General features: G+C 38.9%; 19 protein-coding genes, 19 tRNA genes, 2 rRNA genes, 1 pseudogene and 1 riboswitch. Of the genes and pseudogenes, 34 read left to right on the top strand and 7 right to left on the bottom strand.

Annotation, left to right across the window (positions count from 1 at the left end):
• The 21 genes from ACE199_RS12360 to ACE199_RS12260 form a co-directional block, all read left to right on the top strand.
• A 23S ribosomal RNA gene (locus ACE199_RS12360) occupies positions 1-704 on the top strand; the annotation flags it as partial.
• A 61-nt stretch (positions 705-765) separates the two neighbouring features.
• A 5S ribosomal RNA gene (rrf, locus tag ACE199_RS12355) occupies positions 766-881 on the top strand.
• 44 nt (positions 882-925) lie between these two features.
• A tRNA-Glu gene (locus tag ACE199_RS12350) sits at positions 926-1,000 on the top strand.
• Positions 1,001-1,004: 4 nt separating this feature from the next.
• Positions 1,005-1,080: transfer RNA gene (locus tag ACE199_RS12345), tRNA-Val, on the top strand.
• A 7-nt stretch (positions 1,081-1,087) separates the two neighbouring features.
• Positions 1,088-1,163: transfer RNA gene (locus ACE199_RS12340), tRNA-Thr, on the top strand.
• 7 nt (positions 1,164-1,170) lie between these two features.
• Positions 1,171-1,246, top strand: a tRNA-Lys gene (locus ACE199_RS12335).
• A 4-nt stretch (positions 1,247-1,250) separates the two neighbouring features.
• Positions 1,251-1,332: transfer RNA gene (locus ACE199_RS12330), tRNA-Leu, on the top strand.
• A gap of 7 nt (positions 1,333-1,339) precedes the next feature.
• Positions 1,340-1,414, top strand: a tRNA-Gly gene (locus ACE199_RS12325).
• A gap of 13 nt (positions 1,415-1,427) precedes the next feature.
• A tRNA-Leu gene (locus tag ACE199_RS12320) sits at positions 1,428-1,516 on the top strand.
• A 9-nt stretch (positions 1,517-1,525) separates the two neighbouring features.
• Positions 1,526-1,602, top strand: a tRNA-Arg gene (locus ACE199_RS12315).
• Positions 1,603-1,612: 10 nt separating this feature from the next.
• Positions 1,613-1,689, top strand: a tRNA-Pro gene (locus ACE199_RS12310).
• A 20-nt stretch (positions 1,690-1,709) separates the two neighbouring features.
• Positions 1,710-1,785, top strand: a tRNA-Ala gene (locus ACE199_RS12305).
• A gap of 10 nt (positions 1,786-1,795) precedes the next feature.
• A tRNA-Ser gene (locus tag ACE199_RS12300) sits at positions 1,796-1,888 on the top strand.
• A gap of 15 nt (positions 1,889-1,903) precedes the next feature.
• A tRNA-Asp gene (locus ACE199_RS12295) sits at positions 1,904-1,980 on the top strand.
• A 20-nt stretch (positions 1,981-2,000) separates the two neighbouring features.
• Positions 2,001-2,072, top strand: a tRNA-Gln gene (locus ACE199_RS12290).
• 5 nt (positions 2,073-2,077) lie between these two features.
• Positions 2,078-2,151: transfer RNA gene (locus ACE199_RS12285), tRNA-Cys, on the top strand.
• Between the two features lie 9 nt (positions 2,152-2,160).
• Positions 2,161-2,234 (top strand) — tRNA-Gly (locus ACE199_RS12280).
• A 4-nt stretch (positions 2,235-2,238) separates the two neighbouring features.
• Positions 2,239-2,315 (top strand) — tRNA-Ile (locus ACE199_RS12275).
• A 17-nt stretch (positions 2,316-2,332) separates the two neighbouring features.
• Positions 2,333-2,407: transfer RNA gene (locus tag ACE199_RS12270), tRNA-Asn, on the top strand.
• 12 nt (positions 2,408-2,419) lie between these two features.
• Positions 2,420-2,510, top strand: a tRNA-Ser gene (locus ACE199_RS12265).
• Positions 2,511-2,523: 13 nt separating this feature from the next.
• Positions 2,524-2,597 (top strand) — tRNA-Arg (locus tag ACE199_RS12260).
• A gap of 199 nt (positions 2,598-2,796) precedes the next feature.
• Here ACE199_RS12260 and ACE199_RS12255 read toward each other — a convergent pair.
• Positions 2,797-3,012 (bottom strand): DUF3006 domain-containing protein, encoded by a 216-nt coding sequence (locus ACE199_RS12255; RefSeq protein WP_375350046.1) that lies wholly within the window; start codon positions 3,010-3,012, stop codon positions 2,797-2,799.
• 417 nt (positions 3,013-3,429) lie between these two features.
• Positions 3,430-3,915: a QueT transporter family protein gene (locus ACE199_RS12250; RefSeq protein WP_375350045.1), complete on the bottom strand. Its 486-nt coding sequence runs from the start codon at positions 3,913-3,915 to the stop codon at positions 3,430-3,432.
• 8 nt (positions 3,916-3,923) lie between these two features.
• Positions 3,924-3,968: riboswitch (PreQ1 riboswitch) on the bottom strand.
• A 223-nt stretch (positions 3,969-4,191) separates the two neighbouring features.
• Between ACE199_RS12250 and ACE199_RS12245 the strand changes: the two genes are divergently transcribed.
• Positions 4,192-4,647, top strand: coding sequence for an N-acetyltransferase (locus ACE199_RS12245; RefSeq protein ID WP_375350044.1), 456 nt, complete (start codon positions 4,192-4,194; stop codon positions 4,645-4,647).
• A 249-nt stretch (positions 4,648-4,896) separates the two neighbouring features.
• Here ACE199_RS12245 and ACE199_RS12240 read toward each other — a convergent pair whose 3' ends face one another.
• Positions 4,897-6,294, bottom strand: coding sequence for a sigma-54 interaction domain-containing protein (locus ACE199_RS12240; protein ID WP_375350043.1), 1,398 nt, complete (start codon positions 6,292-6,294; stop codon positions 4,897-4,899).
• A 271-nt stretch (positions 6,295-6,565) separates the two neighbouring features.
• Between ACE199_RS12240 and ACE199_RS12235 the strand changes: the two genes are divergently transcribed.
• The 5 genes from ACE199_RS12235 (at position 6,566) to ACE199_RS12215 (ending at position 15,240) form a co-directional block, all read left to right on the top strand.
• Positions 6,566-7,891 carry an aminotransferase family protein gene (locus ACE199_RS12235; protein WP_375350042.1) on the top strand — a complete coding sequence of 442 codons (1,326 nt, stop codon included), beginning with the start codon at positions 6,566-6,568 and terminating at the stop codon, positions 7,889-7,891.
• Positions 7,892-7,924: 33 nt separating this feature from the next.
• The gene (locus tag ACE199_RS12230; RefSeq protein WP_375350041.1) at positions 7,925-9,379 is read left to right on the top strand and encodes an aldehyde dehydrogenase family protein; all 1,455 of its coding nucleotides are present in this window, start codon (positions 7,925-7,927) and stop codon (positions 9,377-9,379) included.
• Between the two features lie 83 nt (positions 9,380-9,462).
• Positions 9,463-10,836 carry an APC family permease gene (locus tag ACE199_RS12225; protein ID WP_375350039.1) on the top strand — a complete coding sequence of 458 codons (1,374 nt, stop codon included), beginning with the start codon at positions 9,463-9,465 and terminating at the stop codon, positions 10,834-10,836.
• A gap of 377 nt (positions 10,837-11,213) precedes the next feature.
• A complete protein-coding gene (locus ACE199_RS12220; protein ID WP_375350038.1) occupies positions 11,214-13,241 on the top strand; it encodes a hydantoinase/oxoprolinase family protein in 2,028 nt (675 codons plus the stop codon).
• A gap of 19 nt (positions 13,242-13,260) precedes the next feature.
• Positions 13,261-15,240 (top strand): hydantoinase B/oxoprolinase family protein, encoded by a 1,980-nt coding sequence (locus tag ACE199_RS12215; RefSeq protein WP_375350037.1) that lies wholly within the window; start codon positions 13,261-13,263, stop codon positions 15,238-15,240.
• A 68-nt stretch (positions 15,241-15,308) separates the two neighbouring features.
• On the opposite strand, the gene ACE199_RS12210 is transcribed toward ACE199_RS12215, so the two are convergent.
• From ACE199_RS12210 to ACE199_RS12200, 3 genes are all read right to left on the bottom strand, one after another.
• Positions 15,309-16,478, bottom strand: a complete 1,170-nt coding sequence (locus tag ACE199_RS12210) for a polysaccharide deacetylase family protein (RefSeq protein WP_375350036.1) — start codon at positions 16,476-16,478, stop codon at positions 15,309-15,311.
• Positions 16,479-16,648: 170 nt separating this feature from the next.
• Complete coding sequence (gene rluF / locus ACE199_RS12205) at positions 16,649-17,356, bottom strand: 23S rRNA pseudouridine(2604) synthase RluF (RefSeq protein WP_375350035.1); 708 nt, start codon at positions 17,354-17,356, stop codon at positions 16,649-16,651.
• Between the two features lie 88 nt (positions 17,357-17,444).
• Entirely contained in the window at positions 17,445-18,332 is an 888-nt protein-coding gene (locus tag ACE199_RS12200; RefSeq protein ID WP_127758946.1) for a DMT family transporter, read from the bottom strand.
• Between the two features lie 173 nt (positions 18,333-18,505).
• Here ACE199_RS12200 and ACE199_RS12195 point away from each other — a divergent pair, with 173 nt between their 5' ends.
• The 4 genes and pseudogenes from ACE199_RS12195 to ACE199_RS12180 all read left to right on the top strand — a co-directional run bounded on the left by ACE199_RS12195 (position 18,506) and on the right by ACE199_RS12180 (position 22,695).
• On the top strand, positions 18,506-18,679 hold the full coding sequence (locus ACE199_RS12195; RefSeq protein WP_164853114.1) for a hypothetical protein: 174 nt from the start codon (positions 18,506-18,508) through the stop codon (positions 18,677-18,679).
• 403 nt (positions 18,680-19,082) lie between these two features.
• Complete coding sequence (locus ACE199_RS12190) at positions 19,083-21,818, top strand: GTPase domain-containing protein (protein WP_375350033.1); 2,736 nt, start codon at positions 19,083-19,085, stop codon at positions 21,816-21,818.
• A gap of 250 nt (positions 21,819-22,068) precedes the next feature.
• A pseudogene (locus tag ACE199_RS12185) lies at positions 22,069-22,323 on the top strand (DUF2935 domain-containing protein); the annotation flags it as partial.
• 33 nt (positions 22,324-22,356) lie between these two features.
• Entirely contained in the window at positions 22,357-22,695 is a 339-nt protein-coding gene (locus tag ACE199_RS12180) for a YmaF family protein (protein WP_375350032.1), read from the top strand.
• A 126-nt stretch (positions 22,696-22,821) separates the two neighbouring features.
• Here ACE199_RS12180 and ACE199_RS12175 read toward each other — a convergent pair whose 3' ends face one another.
• Positions 22,822-23,526 (bottom strand): DUF421 domain-containing protein, encoded by a 705-nt coding sequence (locus ACE199_RS12175; protein WP_375350031.1) that lies wholly within the window; start codon positions 23,524-23,526, stop codon positions 22,822-22,824.
• Positions 23,527-23,636: 110 nt separating this feature from the next.
• Here ACE199_RS12175 and ACE199_RS12170 point away from each other — a divergent pair, with 110 nt between their 5' ends.
• The 3 genes from ACE199_RS12170 (at position 23,637) to ACE199_RS12160 (ending at position 26,268) form a co-directional block, all read left to right on the top strand.
• The gene (locus ACE199_RS12170) at positions 23,637-24,449 is read left to right on the top strand and encodes an outer membrane protein assembly factor BamD (RefSeq protein ID WP_375350030.1); all 813 of its coding nucleotides are present in this window, start codon (positions 23,637-23,639) and stop codon (positions 24,447-24,449) included.
• Positions 24,450-24,655: 206 nt separating this feature from the next.
• Positions 24,656-24,946: a hypothetical protein gene (locus tag ACE199_RS12165; RefSeq protein WP_119115735.1), complete on the top strand. Its 291-nt coding sequence runs from the start codon at positions 24,656-24,658 to the stop codon at positions 24,944-24,946.
• 98 nt (positions 24,947-25,044) lie between these two features.
• A complete protein-coding gene (locus ACE199_RS12160) occupies positions 25,045-26,268 on the top strand; it encodes a S1C family serine protease (RefSeq protein WP_375350029.1) in 1,224 nt (407 codons plus the stop codon).
• The last annotated feature ends 13 nt before the right edge of the window (positions 26,269-26,281 follow it).

Genomic DNA, 26,281 nt, shown 5'->3' with positions numbered 1-26,281 from the left:
CTAACCCGCACCCCTGATCGGGGTGGGAGACAGTGTCAGGTGGGCAGTTTGACTGGGGCGGTCGCCTCCTAAAAGGTAACGGAGGCGCCCAAAGGTTCCCTCAGAATGGTTGGAAATCATTCGTAGAGTGTAAAGGCACAAGGGAGCTTGACTGCGAGACCTACAAGTCGAGCAGGGACGAAAGTCGGGCTTAGTGATCCGGTGGTTCCGCATGGAAGGGCCATCGCTCAACGGATAAAAGCTACCCCGGGGATAACAGGCTTATCTCCCCCAAGAGTCCACATCGACGGGGAGGTTTGGCACCTCGATGTCGGCTCATCGCATCCTGGGGCTGTAGTCGGTCCCAAGGGTTGGGCTGTTCGCCCATTAAAGCGGTACGCGAGCTGGGTTCAGAACGTCGTGAGACAGTTCGGTCCCTATCCGTCGTGGGCGCAGGAAATTTGAGAGGAGCTGTCCTTAGTACGAGAGGACCGGGATGGACGCACCGCTGGTGTACCAGTTGTCTTGCCAAAGGCATCGCTGGGTAGCTATGTGCGGACGGGATAAGTGCTGAAAGCATCTAAGCATGAAGCCCCCCTCAAGATGAGATTTCCCATAGCGCAAGCTAGTAAGACCCCTGAAAGATGATCAGGTTGATAGGTCAGAGGTGGAAGTGTGGCGACACATGGAGCTGACTGATACTAATCGGTCGAGGACTTAACCAATATTTCAATGATAGTCTTTTCCTATTATCTAGTTTTGAAGGAACAATCCTTCTATACTTTGTCTGGTAATGATGGCGAAGAGGTCACACCCGTTCCCATTCCGAACACGGAAGTTAAGCTCTTCAGCGCCGATGGTAGTTGGGGGTTTCCCCCTGTGAGAGTAGGACGTTGCCAGGCAAAAACCCCAATAGGGGTTATTCTTTTGTCTAGTTTTATAGAATGGCCCCTTGGTCAAGCGGTTAAGACACCGCCCTTTCACGGCGGTAACACGGGTTCGAATCCCGTAGGGGTCACCATTTTGGAGGATTAGCTCAGCTGGGAGAGCATCTGCCTTACAAGCAGAGGGTCGGCGGTTCGATCCCGTCATCCTCCACCATTTATATGCCGGTGTAGCTCAATTGGTAGAGCAACTGACTTGTAATCAGTAGGTTGGGGGTTCAAGTCCTCTTGCCGGCACCATTTGGACGAGTCATTAGCTCAGTTGGTAGAGCATCTGACTTTTAATCAGAGGGTCGCAGGTTCGAATCCTGCATGACTCACCATATTGCGGGTGTGGCGGAATTGGCAGACGCACCAGACTTAGGATCTGGCGCCGCAAGGCGTGGGGGTTCGACTCCCTTCACCCGCATTATTATGCGGAAGTAGTTCAGTGGTAGAATACAACCTTGCCAAGGTTGGGGTCTCGGGTTTGAATCCCGTCTCCCACTCCACTTTTCGCAAAGTGCCGGGGTGGCGGAACTGGCAGACGCACAGGACTTAAAATCCTGCGGTAGGTGACTACCGTACCGGTTCGATTCCGGTCCTCGGCACCATTTTAATATGCGCCCGTAGCTCAATTGGATAGAGCGTCTGACTACGGATCAGAAGGTTATGGGTTCGACTCCTTTCGGGCGCGCCATATTTATATGCGGGAAGTAGCTCAGCTTGGTAGAGCACTTGGTTTGGGACCAAGGGGTCGCAGGTTCGAATCCTGTCTTCCCGACCATGCTACTTATTAAATGATATGGGGCCTTAGCTCAGCTGGGAGAGCGCCTGCCTTGCACGCAGGAGGTCAGCGGTTCGATCCCGCTAGGCTCCACCATGATTATAACGGAGGTATACCCAAGTCCGGCTGAAGGGATCGGTCTTGAAAACCGACAGGGGGGTCAAACCCCGCGGGGGTTCGAATCCCTCTACCTCCTCCATTTTTTTCTTCATATGGTCCGGTAGTTCAGCTGGTTAGAATGCCTGCCTGTCACGCAGGAGGTCGCGGGTTCGAGTCCCGTCCGGACCGCCATTTGTTTCATTTTTTATTGTTGGGCTATAGCCAAGCGGTAAGGCAGCGGATTTTGATTCCGTCATGCGAAGGTTCGAATCCTTCTAGCCCAGTCAATGGCAGCATAGCCAAGTGGTAAGGCAGAGGTCTGCAAAACCTTTATCCCCGGTTCAAATCCGGGTGTTGCCTCCAATTTTATATGCGGGTGTAGTTTAGTGGTAAAACCTCAGCCTTCCAAGCTGATGATGAGGGTTCGATTCCCTTCACCCGCTCCAAAATGGGCCTATAGCTCAGCTGGTTAGAGCGCACGCCTGATAAGCGTGAGGTCGGTGGTTCGAGTCCACTTAGGCCCACCATTTATATTTTTTATTGTTCCGCAGTAGCTCAGTGGTAGAGCATTCGGCTGTTAACCGAACGGTCGTAGGTTCGAATCCTACCTGCGGAGCCATTTTTTTTATGTGGGGAAGTACTCAAGAGGCTGAAGAGGCGCCCCTGCTAAGGGTGTAGGTCGGGTAACCGGCGCGAGGGTTCAAATCCCTCCTTCTCCGCCATACATAGAATCATGCGCCTTTAGCTCAGCAGGATAGAGCAACGGCCTTCTAAGCCGTCGGTCAGAGGTTCGAATCCTCTAAGGCGCGTAATGGACTAATCTTCGTGATTAGTCTTTTTTAATACCCATTTGTTTGGTTGTGAAAAACTTCGCCCATCCTTTTGATTTTGGGAAAATAACCATTCAGTGCATAGTTTTTTAGGACGAAGTTAATCCCTCTTTTATTTTCCTTTTTTGTGCATAGGAAAGGGAAAATATAAACCCCGGTTTTAAAGCAGGGCTAGCCGTTAATCGTCAAATAGCTCATCCATTAAATCTTCAATTTTCTGCTTCAACTTCGCTGTTTCCTTTGTATGGATAGTGATTTTATCGCCATCGAATACAAGAACATCGCCAACAGCGGCTTCTTTTGGCAATTTAGCCTTTGGAATATCCTCCATTGTATCGTTAAATTCAACGACTGCAAGATCTCCCTCAAATCGATCAATAATTCTTTTTTTCATTATTTCACCACCGTTTTTATAAAGATTTTAGAGCTGTTTTGAAATAGCTAGAGTAATGTGATTACGTGTTAATATATTGAGTAGAAATTAAAACAAAATCGCCCGCATAGGAGCGATTTTGTTTTAGACCACTGGCAATTTAATTTGTACATTAGTTTCTTGTGATATTTCACTTTCTACACGTACTATACCGAATTGATTAGCTTTACACAGCAAAAGAGGGATACTATCTTTGACATCAATTTCAATTATTGTTTCATGAAGATGTACTTCTGCCTCGAGTAAATATTACTAAGTACAATTTTAGTAAATTAAAGAAACGTAAAGATATTAAAAATTTACATATTTATTGAAGGGCAGGTATGAAAAAAAAGCTGTCATCTTCGAACGGACGAAGTATTGACAGCCTTTTTCTATTTAGGAAATCCATTTTGAAAATTGAATGCGCTTATTCATGGTATATATAATAGGAGCTCCGATTAGCATGACGGTAAACTCTCCAACCGCTGTTGTGAACCAGCTAAGCCAGAACGGAAATCCTAGTGCAAGATGCAGTTCAAGCGCAATCATAAACATCGTGAATGTGAATACGAGAATATTAATGATCATCAACACTTTAATATTCTTAATATAACGTGAAGCAAAAATCACAATGAGTAGTGCTAGTAAGGACTGTCCAACGCCAAAAATTAAATCGTAAGCAGCCATTGAGGAAAATAAATTGGTAATAAACACCCCAGCTACAATTCCGTAAATATACTTTTTGTTGAATACAATCAAATGATTAAACAGTTCAGGAATCCGAAACTGAATTGCGGAAAAAGCAATTGGGTTAATCACAAGTGAAACAGCTACATAAAGGGCTGCTAAAATTCCATTGACTATTAATGTTCTGCTATTCATTGTTGACTCTCTCCCTAGTTTTTTATCGTGGGATGGTTTCGAACCACGTTTTTGAATGAACGCTCAATGGCTAATAGTATAGGATGTAAGCTTATTTCGTCAATAGAATAAGGGGCTAGTGTTTATTTCCATAGATAGAGCAATGATAAAGGGAATAATTCTAAGTCATTTCATTGCATATCAACAGAAAATTATGATTTCCACGATTGCTTTATTGACTTTTCTGAAATCTCAAGTATGATTTTAATCATAGTTTCTAAAAAAAGGTGAGATTATATGGTGAACATTCGGAAGGCTAAAGCAAGTGATGTAGAGGCTATTTATAGCTTGATTAATATGTATGCTCAACAAGGTCTTTTGCTCCCGCGTACCCGCGAGTCATTGTATGAAAATCTTCAGGCTATCTGCGTGGCAACTATTGATGATCAGGTTGTGGGGGCAGCGAGTCTTCATATATTAGGAAAAGATTTATCAGAGATTCGCTCGCTTGTCGTAGCTGAAGAGGCAAAGGGAAGAGGGGTAGGTAAATTACTTGTTGAACAGATTGTAGAAGAAACAAGAAAAATTGAAATTAAAAAGCTCATTTCTCTTACTTATCAGGTTACATTTTTTGAAAAATGCGGATTTCAGGTGATTCAGAAAGATGAGATGCCTCAAAAAGTGTGGAAGGACTGTTTGAATTGCAGCAAGTTCCCAACTTGTGATGAAATTGCTATGGCTATATATCTGTAAAAGAGTTGCTATTTAGTATGCTTCTTTGATTGATAAAGGAATCAATTAACAACCACCTTCGAATATTTTTGAGAGGTGGTTCTTTCGTTGTTTAGGAAGTTATAAAATGCTTAAATTGTGGATAAGCGCTTTCAGCCTCTAGTTTCTCAAGGTCGCGGCCTGCCCAGCCGATGAAGTCCAAGAGCGACTTCATCTTCTAGCTTGTAAGCAGCTATTGCAGAACAAGGCGCTTTCGCTTTTGTTCTGTGTTTAAGGAAGGAGCTGATTTTTATATTTTTTGAGTTTACGAATGACGGACGGTTGGCTGATGCCAAGAAAGGCAGCCATTTTATATGTTGATTTGCATTGTTGATACGCTTTGGAAATGGTCCATTTTTCTACTTTTTCTAAAATAGTTTTAAGATCATAACTTTCAATCATTGTTTGTTCAATAATAAGAGAGGGCTCTTTTGGTGAAGTCGGGCTTTGAACTATGATAGAAGAAGGCAAAGTATTTGGAAAAATAATGGTTTCATCAGTAGTTAAAATAAGTCGTTCAATAAGGTTTTCTAATTCTCGTACATTCCCAGGCCATATATATTGAATTAAAGCTTCATATGTGGCAGAATGCAATTTTTTATTTGTTTTATACTTCTTGTTAATTAATTCTAGATAGTGATTGATTAATAAAGCAATATCCTCTTTTCGATCACGTAAAGAAGGAATGTGAAGTGGAATGACACTTAATCGATAATATAAATCAAGCCGGAATGTCCCCTTTTGAACCATTTCTTCTAAATTTTGATTAGTAGCTGCTACAAGACGGAAATCAATATGGCACTCCTTCATTCCTCCAATTCTTGTGAATTTTTTTTCCTGTAACACCTTTAATAATTTTACTTGAATAGCCAAAGGCAGCTCCCCGATTTCATCTAAAAATAAAGTCCCATTATGGGCTTGTTCAATTAGTCCTTGTTTACCTTGCTTAAGGGCACCAGTAAAAGAGCCTGGTTCATAGCCGAACATTTCTGCTTCAAATAAACTTTCAGGTATTGTACTACAATTCACTTCAATAAACGGCTCCTTTTTACGGTAACTCTGATTATGTAATTTGCGAGCAAACATACTTTTTCCGACACCTGACTCTCCTAAAAACAACACAGTTGCATCCGATTCAGCAACCCGATGAAGCGTTTTTTCAATGTGCTCCATTTTTTTGCTGCGGTAAATAACCCCTTCTTTCCCACGCAGCTCCTTAACTTCTGTTTGATAGCTTTCTATTTTTCTCTTTAATTGTTCATATTGATGTTGAAGGTTATTAATCTCTGTTTGATCTTGGGCATAGCTGATGACTAAAATAATCTTTCCATCATCGTTAAAAACCGGGTAGGCAGTTGCCATCACTACTTTTCCTGTTATCGTGTGCTGCATCACTTCAATCGATTTTCTTTCTTTAAGTACCATTGCGGTAATAGATGGAGAAAGAATTCCTTCTGCTTCAAGCTCATAAACCGATTTTCCGACATACTGATCGAGCTCGATCCCATAAACAGCCCAGTGTTGGGGATTTGTATGCAAAATATATCCTTTCTCATCAGTGACAGTAATATTGTTATTCGAAGTATGGATGATTGTATCTAAAATGGTATTAACGGTAGCATAATTCATAATTTCCCCTCTCTTTCTTCTTTTTTTGTTAAGCCTTTATTAAGAAATTTACAATCCAATTTATGGTTATGATTCAAATATAAATTATTAAGGCATTAACAATCAAGAAATGAATCATAAATTCCCACTTTTGATTCGAAAGTGGATTGTTTTCATAGAATGAGAGACTGAATCGCCTTGTTTTTACATATTTTTTACATAAATTCCTTTTGGCATGAATTTTGCTTAAATATTTTATATATCCACATATTTTTTAGAGAGGGTGTTGTAAATGTTAAAAGACGTAAAGGTAGACAAAGAATTGATGGAGTTAGATAAAAAGCATTTTATTCATCCAACATCATCGATTGCCCAACAGCAAGCAAATGGACCAAGTTTTATTTTTACAGAGGGAAAAGGAATCTATTTAACTGATATTACTGGAAAACAAGTGATTGATGGGATGAGCTCACTTTGGAATGTGAATATTGGACATGGGCGAGAGGAGCTGGCACAAGTGGCTCAAGAGCAAATGTCAAAACTAGCATTTAGTTCATGTTTCGGAACAATTAGTAATGAGCCAGCCATTCGATTAGCTTCGAAACTTGCATCGATTGCTCCAGGAGATTTAAATGCTGTTTTCTTTACTTCTGGTGGATCTGAGTCTAATGATACTGCATTTAAATTAGCTCGCCACTATTGGATTTTAAAAGGGCAGCCGAATCGCCAAAAAATTATATCTCGTACACAGTCCTATCATGGGGTAGCTATGGGAGCGACAAGTGCAACAGGCTTAAAGCCGTTCCGTGATTTCACAAACTCGATTACACCAGACTTTTATCATGTAGATGGTACCTCTAGTGAAGCGCTACGTGAAGCCATTGAACAAGAAGGTCCTGAAACAATTGCAGCTTTCATTACAGAACCTGTGCAAGGTGCAGGCGGTGTAAATATAGCGCCAGAGGGATATCTACAAGAAGTAAGAAAAATCTGTGATGAATATGGTATCCTAATGATTGTAGATGAAGTTATTACAGGATTTGGAAGAACTGGAACGATGTTTGGCGTTAATCATTATGGAGTGGTACCGGATATGATGTGCTTTGCAAAAGGAGTTTCGAGCGGATATGCCCAGTTAGGAGGCGTTCTATTCTCCGAAAAGATGTTTGATGATTTGAAGGAACTGTCGAAAGGGACGCTTCTACATGGTTATACGTATAGTGGCCATCCGACAGCTTGCAGCGTTGCTTTAAAAAATATTGAAATTATTGAACGGGAAAATTTAGTGGAAAATGCAAAACTTATGGGTGAGGAATTACTGAAGGGCTTTAAATATTTACAAAGCAATCATCGAATTGTTGGTGAGGTTCGAGCGCTTGGATTAATTGGTGGCATTGAAATTGTCAAAGATAAATTGACTGGGGAAAGCTTTGAAACACCACTCTCTCCTAAACTTGCAGAGGAAGCTGCGAAACGTGGATTAATTATCCGTACTGTCACTTTTGATCAAGATACGCTCGTCTTTGCTCCTCCTTTAGTCATTAATAAAGCAGAGATTGAAAGAATGATTGATATTTTAGATGAAACGATGTTAGCAGTTGAAAAGGAGCTTTTTTAAGAGGATGAGGAAAAAGGAGAGGAAGGGAGAAGGATGATGGATTATTTAAATTACATTGGAGGAAAGTGGACTGAATCGAAGAGCAGAGAGACATATAAGCATTATAATCCAGCGAATCCATCTGAATGTTTAGGAACGACAACTGTTTCTACAGTTGAGGAAGTGGACAGTGCTGTTATACATGCTAAACAAGCCTTTCTTCAATGGAAGCAGCTCTCTCCCGTGACACGGGGAGAGTTTTTGCGAAAATCAGCTGACCTTTTAGAACAGCAGACTGAAGAAATAGCAAGAATAGCTACAAAAGAGATGGGTAAGAGATTTGCAGAAATGAAAGGTGAAGTTGCTAGAGCTGTGATGATTTTACGTTATTTTGCACAGGAAGGGATGAGGAAGACGGGGGAACTTCTTCCCTCTATTAATCCTCAAAATACGCTGTATTCGCTCAGGGTTCCTTTAGGCGTTGTTTCTGTCATTACACCATGGAATTTCCCTGTGGCGATTCCAATATGGAAAATGGCACCGGCTCTCGTTTACGGAAATACGGTTGTCTGGAAGCCTGCTCGGGAATCAGGGATTACAGCGGTAAAAATTGCAGAAGTATTTGAAAAAGCTGGTTTACCTGAAGGAGTTTTGAATTTGGTCATGGGAAGCGGAGCCAAAGTGGGGAATGCACTCGTTGAGCATCCGGATACAGCAGCGGTTACCTTTACCGGCTCTAATCAAGTTGGGCGAGAGATTGCTTCTAAAGCAGTAGCACAAAACAAAAAATTCCAACTAGAGCTTGGAGGGAAAAATCCTGCTGTTGTTCTAGCGGATGCTGATTTAGATTTGGCGGCTAAGCTGACGATTGAAGGAGCTATGAAGCAAACAGGTCAGCGCTGTACAGCAACAAGCCGAGTGTATGTAGAGCAGTCTATTTACGATACATTTGTAGACAAGCTATTGACTGAAGTAAAGCAAATTAAAGTGGGAGATGGACTAGACGAAACAGTAAATATGGGACCGGTAGCCTCTAAAAATCAATTTGATACAGTTTCTTCTTATATAGCGAAAGGAGTTGAAGAAGGAGCCCAATTGCTTTTTGGTGGCAAATGTTTAGAGGGACCAACATTTAACGAAGGTTATTTTATTGAACCGACGATTTTCGGACAGGTAACAAATGAGATGGCTATTGCAAGGGAAGAGATTTTTGGACCTGTTTTAGCTGTAGTAAAGGTAGCAGATTATTCAGAAGCACTCGCTAAAGCGAATGATACGATATATGGATTAAGTGCTTCGTTGTTTACAACAAGCTTGGACAAAGCCTTCCATTTTATTAAAAATAGTGAAGTCGGAATGGTCCAAATTAATGGGGAAACAGGTGGGGCAGAACCACAAGCTCCATTTGGAGGAATGAAAGAATCAAGCTCTGGTACGAGAGAACAAGGACAAGCTGCTGTTGAATTCTTTACCGCTTATAAAACCGTTTCGATTACTTCTTTTTTGTAGAAGACATTATCGATCAATAGGAAATCTTTTGGGGAGGGATTACTATTAGAGAACAAAAAAATCTCAATAAAGTCCTTTCGAGGATGGATATTTTATTTCTTGCTTTTGGAGCGATGATTGGTTGGGGATGGGTCGTCTTATCTGGTAATTGGATAGGATCAGCAGGAACACTTGGGGCGATGATCGCCTTTGTCATTGGTGGAGTATTAGTAATATTCGTTGGTCTGACATATGCGGAACTAGCCTCGGCTATGCCGACAACAGGTGGAGCGCTTATTTACGTACTTAGAGGAGTAGGCCCTAAAGCTGCGTTCGTAGCATCTTGGGCCTTAGCACTCGGTTATATTTCGGTTGTGGCTTTTGAGGCTGTGGCTTTGCCAACTGTTGTCGAATATATCTTTCCTAATTATAAGGTTGGATATATGTATACCATAACTGGATATGATGTCTATTTATCTTGGGTACTTGTTGGAGTAGCCGGTTCTATATTCGTTACGATTATTAATTACTTAGGGATGAAATCAGCGGCCATCCTTCAAATGGTTTTAACGATTGTCATAGCGCTTATTGGATTGATGTTAATTTTTGGATCAGCTATTACTAGTGATTTTTCAAATGCAGAACCACTGTTTGTTGGTGGAACAGCAGGAGTCATCGCTGTTCTCGTTATGACACCGTTCATGTTTGTTGGCTTTGATGTCATTCCGCAAACGGCGGAAGAAATGAATGTACCTCCTAAATCAATCGGAAAGATCCTCATTACATCTGTTGGTTTTGCTGTATTCTTCTATGTAGCCGTGATTTTTGCAGTCGGAATTTCTTTAGATAAGGGCGTGCTTAGTAGTTCTGTTTTACCGACAGCAGATGCTATGGCTGCAGTTTATGGTTCCAGTCTTTTTGCTACTATTTTAATTCTGGGCGGTGTAGCTGGAATTTTGACAAGTTGGAATGCCTTTATTATTGGAGGCAGCCGCGTGCTTTATTCGATGGCAGAAAAGAAGATGATTCCAGCTTGGTTCGGTAAGTTACACCCTAAAAGTAATACTCCGACTAATGCTATTTTATTTATAGGGGCTTTATCGACGATTGCTCCATTGTTGGGCAGACCGATGTTAGTATGGTTGGTTGATGCAGGGGGCCTTGCCATCGTTATTGCTTACTTCTGTGTGGCACTTGCCTTTGTAAAATTACGCAAGAATGAGCCTGATATGGTGCGTCCTTTCCGTGCTGGGAAATCAAATGCGGTAGGCTGGATCGCTTTTATATTAAGTATAGGTTTTATTTCCTTATACTTACCTGGAATGCCGGCAGCGCTCATTTGGCCATATGAATGGCTAATCTTTGCAGGCTGGTGGGGAATTGGATTCTTCCTTATGTTTATCATGAGAGCGAACTATAACCGTGACACAATGACATACACAGAGGCATTGAATGAGCCTAGTGAAAAAGTTCAGTAATACGTCATATGTTATCGAAGACTCTTATGAAAAACGATCAAATTTATCATTCACTTTAACAAATCTCTTTCTTCAATAATATTGGACAAGAAGGAGATTGCATCCACATTTATACCTCTAAACACAAAATTTATACTACTTACATGAATCATTTCAATAAGATGACTATAAAAATATCAATCACTTAGTATAGGTCCTATGGACTGATCATTCTAAAAATAGACTATGTTAATGAATATTGTTGATTTATACGATTTTTTGCTCATGCGTGTGAAACCACGGTTTCACACGCCTTTCAGCTCTGTTAAAAGTTAAATGAGTCAAAAATCAACAACATTATTTAACAGAACCTAAAAATAAAAAGGTGGGAAGCTAATATGACTCAAACTCGACTAGCAATTGATGTAGGTGGCACATTTACAGATGTATTTGTTTTTGATGAGCAGACAGGAAAGATTTTTGTAACGAAAACATCATCAACACCTTCGAATCCAGAGCGTGGAATTTTAGATGGAATTGAAAAAGCTCAGTTAAATGGTCAAGATATTAAAATCTTTTCCCATGGTACAACCGTTGGTACGAATGCATTAATTGAGAGAAAGCTTCCTAAAACGGCACTTATTACGACAAAAGGTTTTCGGGATGTCCCAGAGATTCGACGCGGGACAAAGCTTGACATATGGGATATGTATCAAGATACTTCAAAACCTTATATTCCAAGAAGAGATCGGTTTGAGGTAACAGAAAGAACGGATTATGACGGTAACGTACTTACTGAAATTGATGAAGAAGAAGTACGTCAGCTTGCTAGAAAACTAGATAAGCGTGGTACGGAGTCCATTGCTGTTTGTTTTATAAATGCTTACGTGAATGGAGCGAACGAAACGCGAGTAAAAGAAATTATCCAAGAAGAATTACCGAATGTTTACATTTGTACATCGAGTGAAGTATTGCCGGAGATTTTTGAGCATGAGCGTATGAGTACAACGATTATTAATGCAGTGTTAGGGCCGATTATTAGTAAGTATATTCATAATTTAGAGGGAGAAATGGAGAAAAAAGGGTATGAAGGAGATATTCTAGTTTTACACTCTGGTGGCGGTGTCATGACGTCTAGTACAGTTCCGCGTTATGCTGCAAGGCTTGCAAGCTCGGGCATTGCTGCCGGTGCAATCGCTAGTAAGCATATTGCCAAGCTTTGTGGTTTTAATCATGCGATTGGACTTGATATGGGAGGGACGAGTACAGATATTTCTCTTATGTATGATGGCGATATTAGGATTACAAAAGATTGGTACATTGAATATGGATATCCAATTGGGTTTCCGAGTATCGAAATTTTGACAATTGGAGCTGGTGGAGGAAGTTTAGCGTGGGTGGATGAAGGTGGTTCTCTCAGAAACGGACCACAAAGTGCTGGTGCAGTTCCTGGGCCTGCTTGTTATCAAAGAGGAGGAACGGAAGCAACCAACTCCGATGCCAATTTAGTTCTTGGCCGTCTTGGGGTCGATTTATTAGATGGAACTATGAAGTTGGATAAGGAAAAAGCAAGACAAGCTGTTGAAAAGATTGCCAAGCAGTTTAATTATACAGTTGAAGAGGCTGCTAATGCGATTATTCAAGTGGCTAATGCTAACATGTGTGATGCATTGAGATTAATCTCGGTAAGACGGGGCTATGATCCACGTGACTTTGCTCTTGTTGCTTTTGGAGGGGCTGGGCCGTTACATGGTGCTCAGTTAGCAAAAGATATGGATATTCCAACTATCATTGTTCCGCCTCATCCTGGTGTTGCCGCTGCCATGGGCTGCTTATTAGTAGATGTTCGTCATGACATTTCAAAAACATATGTGAAGAATATTCATCATGTTTCACTTGAAGAATTAGAGAATGAATTCAGCGGTATGGAACAAGAGGCTGAAAAATTATTAGAAGAGGAAGGCGTTGGAAGTGATCAGTCCACACTTATGCGTTATGTGGATATGAGATACAAGGGGCAATGGCGCTCATTAGCTATACCAGTCAGTGATAAACTTCAATCATTAGACAGCGTATTAGAGGCTTTTCACCAAGAACATCAACGTGAATTTGCCTTTTCAGATGATAAACAATTAGTTGAAATTTATGGTTTGCGAGTCACTGTCATTGGAACGGTACCGAAACCAGAGTTTCCGAAGTATGGACCAGCAGGCACACTGGAGAGTGCTTTAAAAGAAGTGAGAGATGTTTATTTCGATGAAAAGTTTGTCCCTGCAAATGTCTATAACCGTGAGGATATTCCTGTTCTTTCTGAAATTCAAGGACCGGCTATTATTGATCAGTTGGATACAACGACGGTAATCCCGCCAGGCTTTACTGCGAAAGTAGATGTGTATAGAAACTTAATTATATCGGTAAACAAATAAGACGAGGGGGGAAATAGCTATGAATAGACCTGAACTGATTCAAAAGGAAACGACTAATCGCTTGGATCCTGTTACATTCGAGGTATTAAAAAACGGTTTTATCAACCTTGTAGATCAAATGGCCGAACAAATACTAAGGACCTGTTATTCATTTGTTATTTATAACCGCGATTTCAGTTGTGCTCTTTGTGATGCTGAGGGAAACACAGTGATGCAAGGAACACAAGATATTTCTGTACACGTTGGGACCTTGCATTTAACCGCCAAAGCTGTCTTAGAGGATTTTGGTGATGATATTCATCCTGGAGACGCTTTTTTAGTTAATGATCCATACCGGGGAGGTACCCATTTTAATGATACGCGTGTAGTATTACCGGTCTTTCATGATGATCGCTTAATTGCATTCATGCAAACAAATGGTCACTGGGCAGATATGGGAGGTACAACTCCAGGTTCCTTTGATGTTACGGCAAAAGAGCATTATGGAGAGGGCGTTAGAATTCCACCTGTTCGCATTTATAGCAAAGGTAGATACTTAACAGATGTTGTAAATCTTATAGCATCGAATATGCGTGTTCCGGAAGAAAGAATCGGGGATCTTCGCTCACAAGTTGAGGCAGCAAAAGTAGGGCAGGCTCAGCTTCTTGAAATCATTAGGAAATATGGTTTAGAAACGACATTAATTGCTTTTGAAGAAGTTCAAGACTATGTTGAGCGGTTAGCTAAAACAAAAATAAAATCTTTGCCAAAAGGAACATGGGAAACGGTAGATTACATTGATATGGACCCGGAATTGGGAGATGGTCTTATTCCAATTCAAGTAAAGATGACTATTTCAGATGAGGAAATTTTATACGATTTAACAGGTTCTCATCCTTATATCGGCTGTTTTCTGAATTCAGGATTCGGTGCCTCTTTATCAGCCGCCTATGCAGGGACAAAAACATTCTTTCCAGAAATCCCTCTAAATTCAGGGTTTTATCGAGTTGTTAAAGTAATTTTACCGGAGAATTCTGTTGTGAATGCTCCAAGCCCCATCGCTGTAACCGGTTTTTGTTCAGGAACATTCGAGAAGATTATGAATGCTTGCTTTGAACTTTGGTCGAACATTATGCCGGAAAGAGCTCTTGCCTGTTCTTTCAATCTAGAATACTTACTTATTGGCGGCAATGATTTACGAAACGAGCAAAATCAGTATTTTATGTGGTACGACTGGATGGCCGGCGGACATGGCGGTCGTTATGATCGAGATGGAGCGAATGCAACTTCGCCAGTGTTTGGAGTAGGTTTAAGTGTACAGCCGTGTGAAGGCCAAGAGCGATTATCTCCGGTCATTACGACTAAACACGAAATTATTACTGATTCAGCAGGACCTGGTAAATATCGTGGTGGTTGCGGGGTTGAAAAAGGCGGCGTTTTAACGGAAATAAAAAATACGGTTATGTCCTATTGTTGTGACAGATCTCGTTCCCTGACATGGGGGATTTTTGGAGGGCTTCCTTCTTATCCACATGGAGCATGGTTAAATCCTGGAAGAGAGGATGAACAATTTTTAGGAACCATTTTTTCAAATGTAGAAGTAAAAAGCGGTGACTCCTTTGTCAGACCTTCTGCAGGTGGAGGTGGATTGGGGGACGCTCTTGAAAGAGATGTAGAAGCTGTCTTAGAAGATGTGATTGATGAATATGTTTCGGTTGAAAGAGCAAGAAAAGATTATGGAGTTGTCATTAAAGAGATTGATCGAGATCTTGATTTATTTGAAATTGACTATGAAGCAACAAAAAGAGAGCGAGAGTTTATAAGAAATAATCGTAAAAAATGGCTAGAGCTCGATCCTGTTATAGTAGAAAAACAGTTCCAAAATGGAGAGATTGATAAATTAGATGTTATTCGCCGTTTTGGGGTCATTATGGATTATGCAACTAATACAGTTTTACTAAAATCAACAGAACAATTCAGACAATCTTTGAGAAAACGTTCCCTAGCTTATTGGAAGTAATCGTTAAGTGATAAAATAACAGACTGCAGCTTGAGCTGCAGTCTGTTATGCATGTTTATAGTGTTGAGTTATTGTAGATTTACAATCTTTAAATCTTCTTTTTGTAAATGTTTAATAATGTCAGGTAAGGCCTCAACAACGGCTGATGATTCATGCAGAAGAATAATCGATCCGGATGTTTTAGAACTTTTCACTACTGTAAGAATTTTTTTTGCATTGCGGCTTTCCCAATCTCTAGTATCAATACTCCAAATAACCATCTTCTGACTGTATTTTTTAGTTAGTTTACTTGTATTTAGATTTTTAGCACCATAAGGTGGGCGGAACAGAGTGACAGGTTCCTTCGTGATTTTTTCAATGATGGTATTGGCTTGTGTTAGTTCTTTTTCTTGTTTTTGATAAGAAAGACTTGTGAATTTTGGGTGATTCATAGAATGGCTGCCGATTGAAAAGCCATTCCTTTTCGTGTATTTTACATCTTCAGGCCGGTTTTTCACGTTTGTTCCAATATAGAAAAACGTACCGCCTACTTTATATTTTTTTAAAATGTTTACTATTTTCTTAGAATATTTAGAAGGACCATCATCGAAAGTAAGAGCTACGTAACCTCTAGGGACGGTATAGTTCATCGATTTTTTTAGCTTTATAGCAGGCTGTTGAATGCTCTCTTTTTCTTCAGGTATTACAGAGGCTGCTGTTACGACTATCTTATTATTTAATGCTTCGGCTTTCACAGGTTTAGTTTCATTCAATCCTAGAAATGCGAAGAGACTCATAATAAAGACTGCCATCCAGGCCAGCTTAGGAGAAAGAAAGGGTATATATGTAGTCTTTTGTTTGCTGGTTATCTCTTTGTCTTGCTTAAGTGAATGTGGACTAGATAAGAAGGGTAGGGCATGAAGCTGCTTGATTTGCTGAATAGGTTTCAGTAAGTTCAAGTTTTGACTATATTCTTTTGAACATGAAAAAATTTTTTTATTACTTTTGCCAAGATAGGTTCGAGTGATACAGCTCACCTTTTTCTTTTTTAGAGCATCCCAAGAGTGATAAAAGGATAGGTAATATTTAGCGCCGGTTTCAAACTTAGCTCTAGCTTGTAAACTGTTAGCTGTTGTTTCATCAACTTCCCAAATTAGTTCGATTTCTTGGTCCAACAGTAATCGGATGTGTAAAAAAAATTGCCCGCTTTCCTTTTGTATAGCTAAAAGTTCTACTCTCTTTTCATTACAGACTGACATAACTATCCCCCTTTTTTTTAACCACTTTATAGGTATATTTGTTGATTCTTTAGTTGAATCGTTATATCCTGCAACATTATATAAAATTTATTGAATTTTCAGAAAAAATGTGTGTATAAAAAGAGATCAGAAGCGATGCTGATCTCGTGAAAAGGGGAGTATATCGTTATTCAACGTTGTCTAGGAGTATAATTCAATTGTTTAAATAAATCACTCAGCTCTTCTTTCGTTAAATCACGCCATTGACCGACAGCGAGACCATCTAAGCGGATATTCATAATACGTGTTCTCTGTAAGCTTCGTACCTGATAACCTAAAGCTGAGCACATGCGCCGAATTTGACGGTTTAGCCCTTGCGTTAAAATAATTTTGAACACATATTTAGACAATTGGGTGACTTTACAAGGCAAGGTTACCGTGTCCAAAATTTCTACGCCTGCAGCCATTTTTTTGAGAAACGCAGGGGTAATAGGCTGGTCGACCGTTACGATATATTCTTTTTCATGCTTACCTTCACTTCGCAAAATTTCATTTACGATGTCACCGTCATTTGTTAGTAAAATTAAGCCATCTGAATCTTTATCGAGTCGACCGACATGAAAAATTCGAAGCGGATGGTTAACAAAGTCCACAATATTGCCTTTAATATGCCTTTCTGTTGTACTTGTAATGCCAACAGGTTTATTAAGAGCAATATAGACATATTGCTGCTCAATTGTAATCGGTTTTCCATCTACGCGCACATCATCGCCGGGTTCAGCTTGACTTCCTAGCTCTGCAACAACTCCGTTAATGGTTACGCGACCTTCTGCAATCCATTTATCTGCTCCACGTCTGGAGGTAATTCCTGACTCACTAATATATTTATTAATCCGCAAAAACAGCACACCTTTTTTCATTAAATTTTGTTACATTACAAAAGATAACGTAAACGCCCCTCTTTATTCAAGGGGCGTTCCGTTATTATTAAGAATTCGTACTCTGTAGTTTGGCTTTCTGACTAGATAGGTAAACTCCAATAAAGACAAGCAGGCCGCCGACAATTTGTACAAGTGTAATCGTTTGTCCTAAAATTAAACTTAAAATAGCGGTAAAAACAGCAATTAAGTTAAGATAAATCCCGGCTTGGCTAGCATTAATATGGCGTAACGAGCTATTCCAAAAGATAAAGGAACCAACAGATGGAAAGAGAGCAATATACAAAATACCAATAATGGCTTGGTTACTAAGCTGATAATTAAACTCGGAAAAAAGAACAAATGGCAATAAAGTGATAAGTCCTAGAATAACAGATATAGATGTCCCGGAAATGGGGGGAATATTTTTAAGTTTTTTTCCGATAATTGAATAAAATGTCCAGACGAGAATGGCCGCAATCATTAATACATCACCTTTGTTATAGGTAAGGTGAAGAACTTCTTGAAGCTGCCCTTTCGTTAACACGAGTAAAACACCTAATAAGGAAATGAGCAGGCCAATTCCGTTTTTTAGAGAAATTCGCTCTCGTAATAAAAACGCAGAAAAAAATACGATAACAGCTGGATTAATAGAATTAACAAGTGCTGCGTTTAGTGGAGTTGTGTATTTCAGTGCCCAATAAAGGAGAAGGTTGTAGCTAATAATTCCGAGTACACCCATAATCCAGAGAATTTTCCACTGCTTCCACACTTGTTTCCAATGAGGGCGTTCAATCCAGTGGGCAATCGGAATTAATAAGAACGTTGCAAGGAGCCAACGTGAGAAGGTTAATTGTATAGGCGACATTTCGTTTATGACATATTTACCAAATACATAATTGCCAGCCCAAAACAAGTTGGCTAAAACTAAAAATAAAATAACTAATGATTTGTTCATTCGCAAACGCGACCTTTCTAAAAAAGTAAGTAGTTTTGCATCTATTCAAACAATATAGCAAAATAGGAAAAAGTTTTCAATTGAGATTATGAGATGCAGGGATCAGTATCTTTGTTTGGTGTTTTCGCTTATAATGAAGATAGGTCAGATGAAAGTTAAAAGGAGACAATAGCATGTCTGAAACTAAAAAGATGAGTTTGGCGGATGCCATTAAGCAGAAGTTGGCACAAAAGCAAGCTCAGACAACAGCAGGAACAAAAGAAACAGGGGTTGTAAAGACCGCTAAACCACTAAAAAATCAATTAACTAAAAAACCAAACAACCAACGAAAACGTATGGGGGTTTGACCGAAGAAAAACCTCATTGAGAAGACAGTCAATGGGGATTTTTTGTATCATTAGACTACGGATTATCCCAGTTTTTGAGATTTAAGTTTAGGATGTTTGTAGCTGGTTACCTGTGTAAAAATCTGTTAATTTTATAGTGTGTATTTTGGAAATTACGTATCATTTTTATTAAAATCTTTACAGAAGTGCAATTTCTGTGTTGAAAATGTAAAGGTTGTGACATCGTATAACAAACCTATTTTGTTAAAATAATGATTTAAAAGTGGATTTTTACATGGCTATACTGCAGGATGGGCAAAACCACGGTTTCACATATAAGCCAAAAAATCATTTATCAACAATCGTATTTACGGAAGCCTTTTAAATAAACATATTGTAAAAATATAAGGGTGGAGGCGTGAGAATGGACGAGCAATTAATTCAAAAAAAGTTTTACGAAATACTTATAGAAGGTAAAGAAAAGCATCCAATTGAATCTTTAGGAGAACTTTTTATAGAAGAAAACAAGAAAGAGATTGCTAATTTAACAGATATTCGTTTTGCACAAGGGGAAGTATATTTTCAACATCTTGATTATGAAGCAGCCGTTTTTAAATGGGAAAACATTGAGGGCAAACTCGGTCCATGGGCAAAGAAGAATATTGCAGATGCGTATTTTGAGTTGGAATTATATGATACAGCAGAATCGATTTATAAAGATGTTTCGACTGATAACCCAGTGTTGAAGATGGAAGTGTTTTTGCAATTGTTTTCTCTTTATATCGTTGGGATGAAACATCCATTAGCACGTGATGTCATTAAAGAAGCGGTTGCATTTGATCCAGACTATCCGAATGTAACGAAGATGGCTCGTGCTTTTTTTGAAGAGCAAAAGGATTGGCCTAATGCTATTGAATTAGCTGTTAATGAAAGTATTCGGACAGAATCTATGGCATGGTTTGATGTATTGCATGCCTATATTAAGCAAGGAGTTGCTCAATCCAGTGCTCCAGATTATTTTGCTCGTATGTTGGAATCATTATATCAGCTTGAACCAGTTCGATTTGAAAAGATGGCTGTAGCTCTATGGAAAAATTATAAGTATACGGATTCGTATTTTAATTGGTTAGAGGTTATTACAGAATTAATTGGCAAAGGCGAACATAGTAAAGAGCATGGATGGAATGATTTATCCGATCAATATCAAGAAGCATTTTCTCGTTTATTGGAAGGAAAGTACTTGATTCGTGATTTGAAGCCCGTTATTCCAAGTCTATTAGAAAACTGGTTGAAGATTTCAAATGGAGAGCAGACTATTCATGCAGCGGCAGCTGTAGCTTCATGGAGCAAGGTATTCCCTGAATCAATGAATATGTTAATTGTTCATGAGGCAGAGGGGGTATTAAATCAATCAAGTAAAGTGAAGGGTGGCCTAGCGGCAAGCGAAACGTTATTCGAGTCGATTGTGGCTTGGGCGCAGGAGAATGAATTAGCCGTTGGCTATAAATTAAAGTGGATGATTCGTGAGTTAATCAATACCAATTCTTATCGTCTTCTTCTTGCGGGAAGTGCTGGCAGCGGGAAAACATCCTTTGTGGAAGCACTTGTTGGTCAAACATTAGCAGTGCATGATTATTCTGGTACGATTAGTGTTCAAGATAGCTCGGAATCAGCCATCATCGAAATTACGGGGGATGAACAAAATATTGTAACGGAGTTAGGTGAGACAAATGGTCAAAAAGGGTCCATTATGGATATCCACCTTTCAAGTGATTATTTGCAAAAGCAAACGTTGCGTGTAGTTGATACGCCAGGGTTTAATGGAGAAAAAACGATTTCTTCCGATTTTCAACATCATTTAGCAGGAAGCGATGGACTATTATTTGTGTTAGATGCACGGGCTCCTTTTACAGGAGTGGAGCGTGATTTATTATTAGACATTCAAGCAGCAGCACCGCAAATCCCGATTCATTTTTTATTAAATAAAATGGATACCGTTTATAGCGATCAAGTGGCTATGCAGATGGAAGATGAAACATGGAATAAAGTAAATATGTACTTTCCAAAGGCGAAAGTGTTTGCTTTTTCGAATAAGTATGAAGATAGCAAGCAACTGAATGATTTTGCACTATTTATGAATAGTAATTATCATCAACATGATTGGAAAGAAAAGCGGACAGAGAAGGTACTGACTTTTATTCATCAGACGTTAACTTATTTGTTAGAAAAGCGGGCGTCTACCGAAAGAAGATGGGAACATTCGATTGCTTGGAATGAACAAATGGTAGAGAAGCTCAACGGAGCGATGAATCAATTAGCTGATTTGGAAAAGGAAAAAATTAAAACGATTACTAAATCGTATCGTTCGTTTAAGGAAGAAGTCAAAAATGAAATATTTACAAAAATTCCTAAAATCCTGCATAACTGCTCTAATTTAATAACGGAAAATAGTGATTTTAGTCAAGTTCATGTGCAATTAAATCAAGAAATGAATGAAAAAATTCAAGAATATGTTAAGCAGACTTTAATGCCAGATTACTATCATTCTTTGCAAAAATGGATTTCAGAGTCTGAAATGGAATTTACTCAAAGTCAGCAGTTTATGGATGACGTAAGCAGTGGCTTTAATGAGTTATATCAGGAGGAACGGATTGGCTTACTTGGTGATTTTAAAGTGCTCGATGATTGGCGAAGAGATGCGGATAGAATGACAAGTGGCATTCGAATAGAAAATGTCAATATTTTGCTTCGACGTACGCCAGCGCAATTATTGCTCAAAGGAGCTGGGAAACTGTTAGGAGCAATTCCTCAAAACAAGGCATCGATGTATAATCGTTATAAAAAATATTTGGAAAATGAAGATTTCCTTGATGTCGCACTTATGATTAGTGATCGTTTCTTAGCTCAGTTTGAACTATTTGAGCAGTCAATTGAACGTGATATTACTTTGTTCTTTAGAAGCGCATTTTCTATGCTGCAAAAAACAATTGATACAACACAGATGGAAACGAAAGAGTATCAAGATACGCTTCTGCATATGAGAGAAAATCCAGAAGTGTATCGTGATCCAATTACGTTGTTTGAAGTGAAGCTGAATCAAGCTGAGCGCCTTGAAAAAGTAGAGAAAAGACGTTTAGGTAAACTACAGCGTAATATTTAGTAGGTTAGAATACCTTATTTATGTAATGGATATCGTCAAAGGTTTTACGTATTATAAGCAAAATCATTAACAAAAAACACCCATTTTGATGGGTGTTTTTTTGTTATATGCTAGATTTTCTTTTTGTTGTTTTAAAAGAAAGATAGCGAAGGAGTAAAGAAGCGTATGTAAGAGTTTTTTAGTTTATAACATAATTCAATTATGAACCCAGTAAACTAATGGTAAAGTCAGAATAAGAAAGGGGAGAGGCATGCAAAATCAGCCTCAAATACCTGGTCATGTAAGCGCAGATGAGTTTAATCGTATGTTACTTCCACCTGAATCATTTGCGGCCAAACCGGAGTCATTAACCGAATAACTCTTTATTGAACGTTCTTTAACGGAAAATAGATTTTGGCTTAGAATTATGAAAGAACATGCTAAATTTCTAGGAGATGGTTTTAACCGTAAGGATACGGGACTAATTCAACAAACCGATCGTTTTTATCATTATTTTGAACAGCAATAACATTTTATTATATTGTATGGGGGGGCCAAAATGAATCGTGTGGGTAAAGATGATTTCGTACCGGGATTTGTACCAAATCATAATCATGGCTCTGTTGACTATACATCTGTAAATGATGGTCATGTTCATCAATGTTTAGATGTTACTTCTCCTCCTATCCAAACTCAAGATGGGAACCATATTCATTACACGGAAGGCTATGTTGTTTTTGAAGATGGGCATACTCATCATTATCAGGCATATTCAGGTCCTGCTATCCCTGTAGGAAATGGAATGCACGTCCATCATTATGATTTTTATACAACAGAAAACGATGGGCATCGACATCGAGTAAGAGGTGTGGATCAGCCTGCTCCAGGGAATAAATAATAACCACCTATGTCATGCATAATTAACCACCCATAGGGTATAGTAAGATAATTTTGTGATAGCCATGCGTTTTAACAGAGACTTCAAACGGATTTAGTTTGGAGTTCTCTGTTTTTTTAGCTGTGCTTAATGATATAAAAAGATTTTTAATTGATCGTTTTGATCAATGGTTCCTAATAAAATATCATGTATGTCTGCATCGTATAGGCTTTTAACTTTGTGTTTTAGCCAGTTTTCGTTCTTACCAATCCGATGTAATTCTTTGAATTCAATTTTTCCCTCTTTAATAATTGTACTAGGAAAAGCAAATGGTTTAGTCACTATATTCATATCCGCTGGGGTCATCGCTTGATATTGTGAATGTAAGAAAAATGAAATCGTACCATCCGGTTCCCACAGAGCAAGTGCTATCTTTTGAACGTCTTCGATTTTTTCCTTCCTCAATTCTGATAATAAAAAATCAATCGATATTCTCGCTCTTTTTAAGTTTTTAGATATAATCTTCCCATTTTCAATAAGTGAGAAGGACGGAGTATCGATAAAATGTCGAAGTTTCTTCCATTTCAGACTCGCAAATACCCCAATTAAGTATAAAGTAACTAAAACGGTCATGGTAATCATCGAGCCTTTCAAACCTAACCCTTCATCAGACAATGGATGGGCAATAATGTTTCCAATCGATAAGGCTATAATGAAATCAAGTAGTTGTAACTGAGAAATTGATCGTTGTCCCATTATTTTTGCCATAAAGAATAAGAAAAGAAAAGCAACGACAGCCCTTAAAATCCACTCTATTGAAGTAAGGGATTCCTGGCTTTGAAAAAAATCCATCCAAATTCACGTCCTTATTTCCTGTTATTCAGTGTTTAGTATTATCTGTTATGTCATTCGTGATACAATAAAAGAATATGAAACTGATTAATTACACGAGAGGTGCCAAGGTGAGAAAGAGAGTAACAGCATTGGTTGTACTGACATTTTTATTAATGGTTGCGGGTTGTACATCAAGGGAATATGATGCCAATATGGATTTAGGAAAAGAGCAAGTACAAGAAGAAAATTATTTGGAAGCGTATGATGCGTTTACATTAGCGTACAAGGATCAAGAAACGGATGAAGCAAAGGAATTGATGGAGCTTTCCAAATACCTTGCTGATGGAATCAGTCATTACGAAGAGAAAGACTTTGAAGCCGCTTTAACAGCTTTTGAAAAAGGAGCGGGATACGAAGCTAAAACAAAGTTAGGCAAAAAAATGGTTAAGATTGCGGATGAATGGGTAACGAAGATTGATCATATGAATGAAGATTCATCTGATGTAGTAGAAGAAGAAACATTGAGCCTTGAAGAAGAGGCGGCACTTGAGGAGCAAAATATTGAAGTGCCAGCAGACGTTAAAGAACCAGAGAAGAACGAAGTCAACGCAGAGCCAAAAAAAGCGGAGAATGATTCGAATTCATCAAATTCATCAAATTCATCAAATTCATCAAGTGCTGATGTTCCAAAGGATCAGAATCAGAATAAGGAAGATTCTAAAAAACTAACTGTTCAAGAAGCAGAGCAATTAGTTAAAGACTTTATCGAAATTGAGGATTATCCATATCTACGTGTTCAGTATGATCATGATGATGAAAAAGGCGATTATATTTTTCAAGTATTTGAAAGCGTAGAGGATAATGAATACGGCCATACAGCTACATGGGGATGGTACGGGGTAAATCCGAAAACAAAAGAAGTATATGATATAATGCAATGATGGAAAAACGACCTCTGTTAAAGATATAAAAAGTCTCTATAAGAAAATTGGAAATCGAGTTTTAGATTTTGATAGATATGTTAAATGAAAACCTACACCTACTTAATTTTTTAATAGGTGTAGGTTTTTTTGTTGGTAAAATAAGTAAAATGGTGTTGGATGAATTTGTTAATTGGTTTAGAATGGTAAAAAGAGGAGGGAGATGAATGGAGGAGCATTTGAAAATATTAAATCCTTTAAAATGGATGTGCGGTACGGCTGGTGTAATTGGTCTAGGTATCTTCATTTTAAGTCTCTTTGCCAGCGAGTATAATAAAGATTATTTGTTTTCTATTATCGGATTAATGCTTTTAATTACTTCACTAGCTATCTTTTTAGTTGGTATGTTTTTTATTGTGATGGAGGAAATGGTGATGAATACAGAAAAGGGGGAGAGGGTTATTCCTACGGGATCGAACGTAGTAGCTTTTAAAAGAAAAAGACGAACGTTACATTAATATTCGTCTTTTTTTCTGCTTTCGTTAAGAATTTCTTAAGCTTTCTCCTGTATGATAACGACATTGAAAGAAGTATTGCATATAGGAGGAAGCGGGATATGGAACCATTCAATGAAGAGCAAGTAAAACAACAAATAAAAGTGAAAAAAGAAAAATCACCATTAGTGACATCTATTATATCTAGTACAGTTGCTGCTTTAATCACTTCTTCTGTCTTTCTGTTTGCTGGTGATTATATTAATAAAGATCAAAAGCAAGAAACGGATACTGTAACAACCCAAACATCAAATGCAAATGTTCAAAAGGTATCTACAAGTAATGTGGATAGCGATTCCATTGCTGATATAGTTGAAAACGCCTCAAAATCGATTGTAGGTGTCGTAAATTATCAAGAATCCCAAACGAAAAATTGGTTTGGAGAACCGAACGCTCAAGCGGCTAATGGAGAAAGTGAAACGGTTGAAAGCGGTACAGGTTCAGGCGTGATTTGGAAAAAGGAGAATGGAAAAGCTTATATTATCACCAATAATCATGTCATTGAAGGAGCAGCTAAAGTCGAGATTTCTTTATATGATGGGACGAAAACAAAAGCTGATGTAGTAGGGGCCGATGCATTAACGGATTTAGCTGTTTTAACAATTGATGCTTCTGATGCGCCAGAAGGGCTTACTTTTGGTGATTCGGACAGTGTTCGTCCAGGAGAAAGCGTATTAGCGATTGGGAATCCGCTCGGCCTTGATTTTTCTAGATCTGTTACACAAGGGATCGTAAGTGCTATAAATCGCACAATGTCTGTCGATACTTCTGCAGGAGAATGGGAATTGAATGTACTTCAAACGGATGCAGCGATTAATCCTGGTAACAGTGGGGGAGCGTTAATTAATACGAGTGGAGAGGTCGTCGGGATTAACAGTATGAAAATTTCAGAAAGTGGAGTAGAGGGATTAGGGTTTGCGATTCCAAGTAATGATGTAATTCCCATCGCGGAGCAGTTGGTTAAAAGCGGGAAAATTACTCGTCCATATTTAGGCATAAGTCTAATGAATGTTTCCGACATTCCACAATACTATAGACAAAATGTACAGAACTCTGTTCAGTCAGGTGTGATTATAACTGGAGTTGAAGCTAATTCAGCAGCAGCTGAAGCAGGCTTTCAACAAGAAGACATTATTGTCGCAGTTGATGGTGTAGAAGTCGGTACAGCTACGGAATTTAGAAAACAATTGTATACAGAAAAAAAGATTGGGGATAAAGTATCATTTACGATATATCGCGGTAACGATAAGAAAACAATAACTGTTACCTTACAAAGTAAGCAGTAAGACATATCGAAAC

It is taken from the genome of Peribacillus sp. Hz7 (assembly GCF_042136355.1).
Taxonomy (GTDB): Bacteria; Bacillota; Bacilli; order Bacillales; family DSM-1321; genus Peribacillus; species Peribacillus asahii_A.
This window is presented reverse-complemented; position numbering and strand designations above follow the sequence as displayed.

What these genes read in the sequence shown, in the direction of transcription:
- ACE199_RS12255 (WP_375350046.1), bottom strand. Translation starts at nt 3,012, where the DNA reads ATGAAAAAAAGAATTATTGATCGATTTGAGGGAGATCTTGCAGTCGTT.
- ACE199_RS12250 (WP_375350045.1), bottom strand. Translation starts at nt 3,915, where the DNA reads ATGAATAGCAGAACATTAATAGTCAATGGAATTTTAGCAGCCCTTTAT.
- ACE199_RS12245 (WP_375350044.1), top strand. Translation starts at nt 4,192, where the DNA reads ATGGTGAACATTCGGAAGGCTAAAGCAAGTGATGTAGAGGCTATTTAT.
- ACE199_RS12240 (WP_375350043.1), bottom strand. Translation starts at nt 6,294, where the DNA reads ATGAATTATGCTACCGTTAATACCATTTTAGATACAATCATCCATACT.
- ACE199_RS12235 (WP_375350042.1), top strand. Translation starts at nt 6,566, where the DNA reads ATGTTAAAAGACGTAAAGGTAGACAAAGAATTGATGGAGTTAGATAAA.
- ACE199_RS12230 (WP_375350041.1), top strand. Translation starts at nt 7,925, where the DNA reads ATGATGGATTATTTAAATTACATTGGAGGAAAGTGGACTGAATCGAAG.
- ACE199_RS12225 (WP_375350039.1), top strand. Translation starts at nt 9,463, where the DNA reads ATGGATATTTTATTTCTTGCTTTTGGAGCGATGATTGGTTGGGGATGG.
- ACE199_RS12220 (WP_375350038.1), top strand. Translation starts at nt 11,214, where the DNA reads ATGACTCAAACTCGACTAGCAATTGATGTAGGTGGCACATTTACAGAT.
- ACE199_RS12215 (WP_375350037.1), top strand. Translation starts at nt 13,261, where the DNA reads ATGAATAGACCTGAACTGATTCAAAAGGAAACGACTAATCGCTTGGAT.
- ACE199_RS12210 (WP_375350036.1), bottom strand. Translation starts at nt 16,478, where the DNA reads ATGTCAGTCTGTAATGAAAAGAGAGTAGAACTTTTAGCTATACAAAAG.
- ACE199_RS12200 (WP_127758946.1), bottom strand. Translation starts at nt 18,332, where the DNA reads ATGAACAAATCATTAGTTATTTTATTTTTAGTTTTAGCCAACTTGTTT.
- ACE199_RS12195 (WP_164853114.1), top strand. Translation starts at nt 18,506, where the DNA reads ATGTCTGAAACTAAAAAGATGAGTTTGGCGGATGCCATTAAGCAGAAG.
- ACE199_RS12190 (WP_375350033.1), top strand. Translation starts at nt 19,083, where the DNA reads ATGGACGAGCAATTAATTCAAAAAAAGTTTTACGAAATACTTATAGAA.
- ACE199_RS12180 (WP_375350032.1), top strand. Translation starts at nt 22,357, where the DNA reads ATGAATCGTGTGGGTAAAGATGATTTCGTACCGGGATTTGTACCAAAT.
- ACE199_RS12175 (WP_375350031.1), bottom strand. Translation starts at nt 23,526, where the DNA reads ATGGATTTTTTTCAAAGCCAGGAATCCCTTACTTCAATAGAGTGGATT.
- ACE199_RS12165 (WP_119115735.1), top strand. Translation starts at nt 24,656, where the DNA reads ATGGAGGAGCATTTGAAAATATTAAATCCTTTAAAATGGATGTGCGGT.
- ACE199_RS12160 (WP_375350029.1), top strand. Translation starts at nt 25,045, where the DNA reads ATGGAACCATTCAATGAAGAGCAAGTAAAACAACAAATAAAAGTGAAA.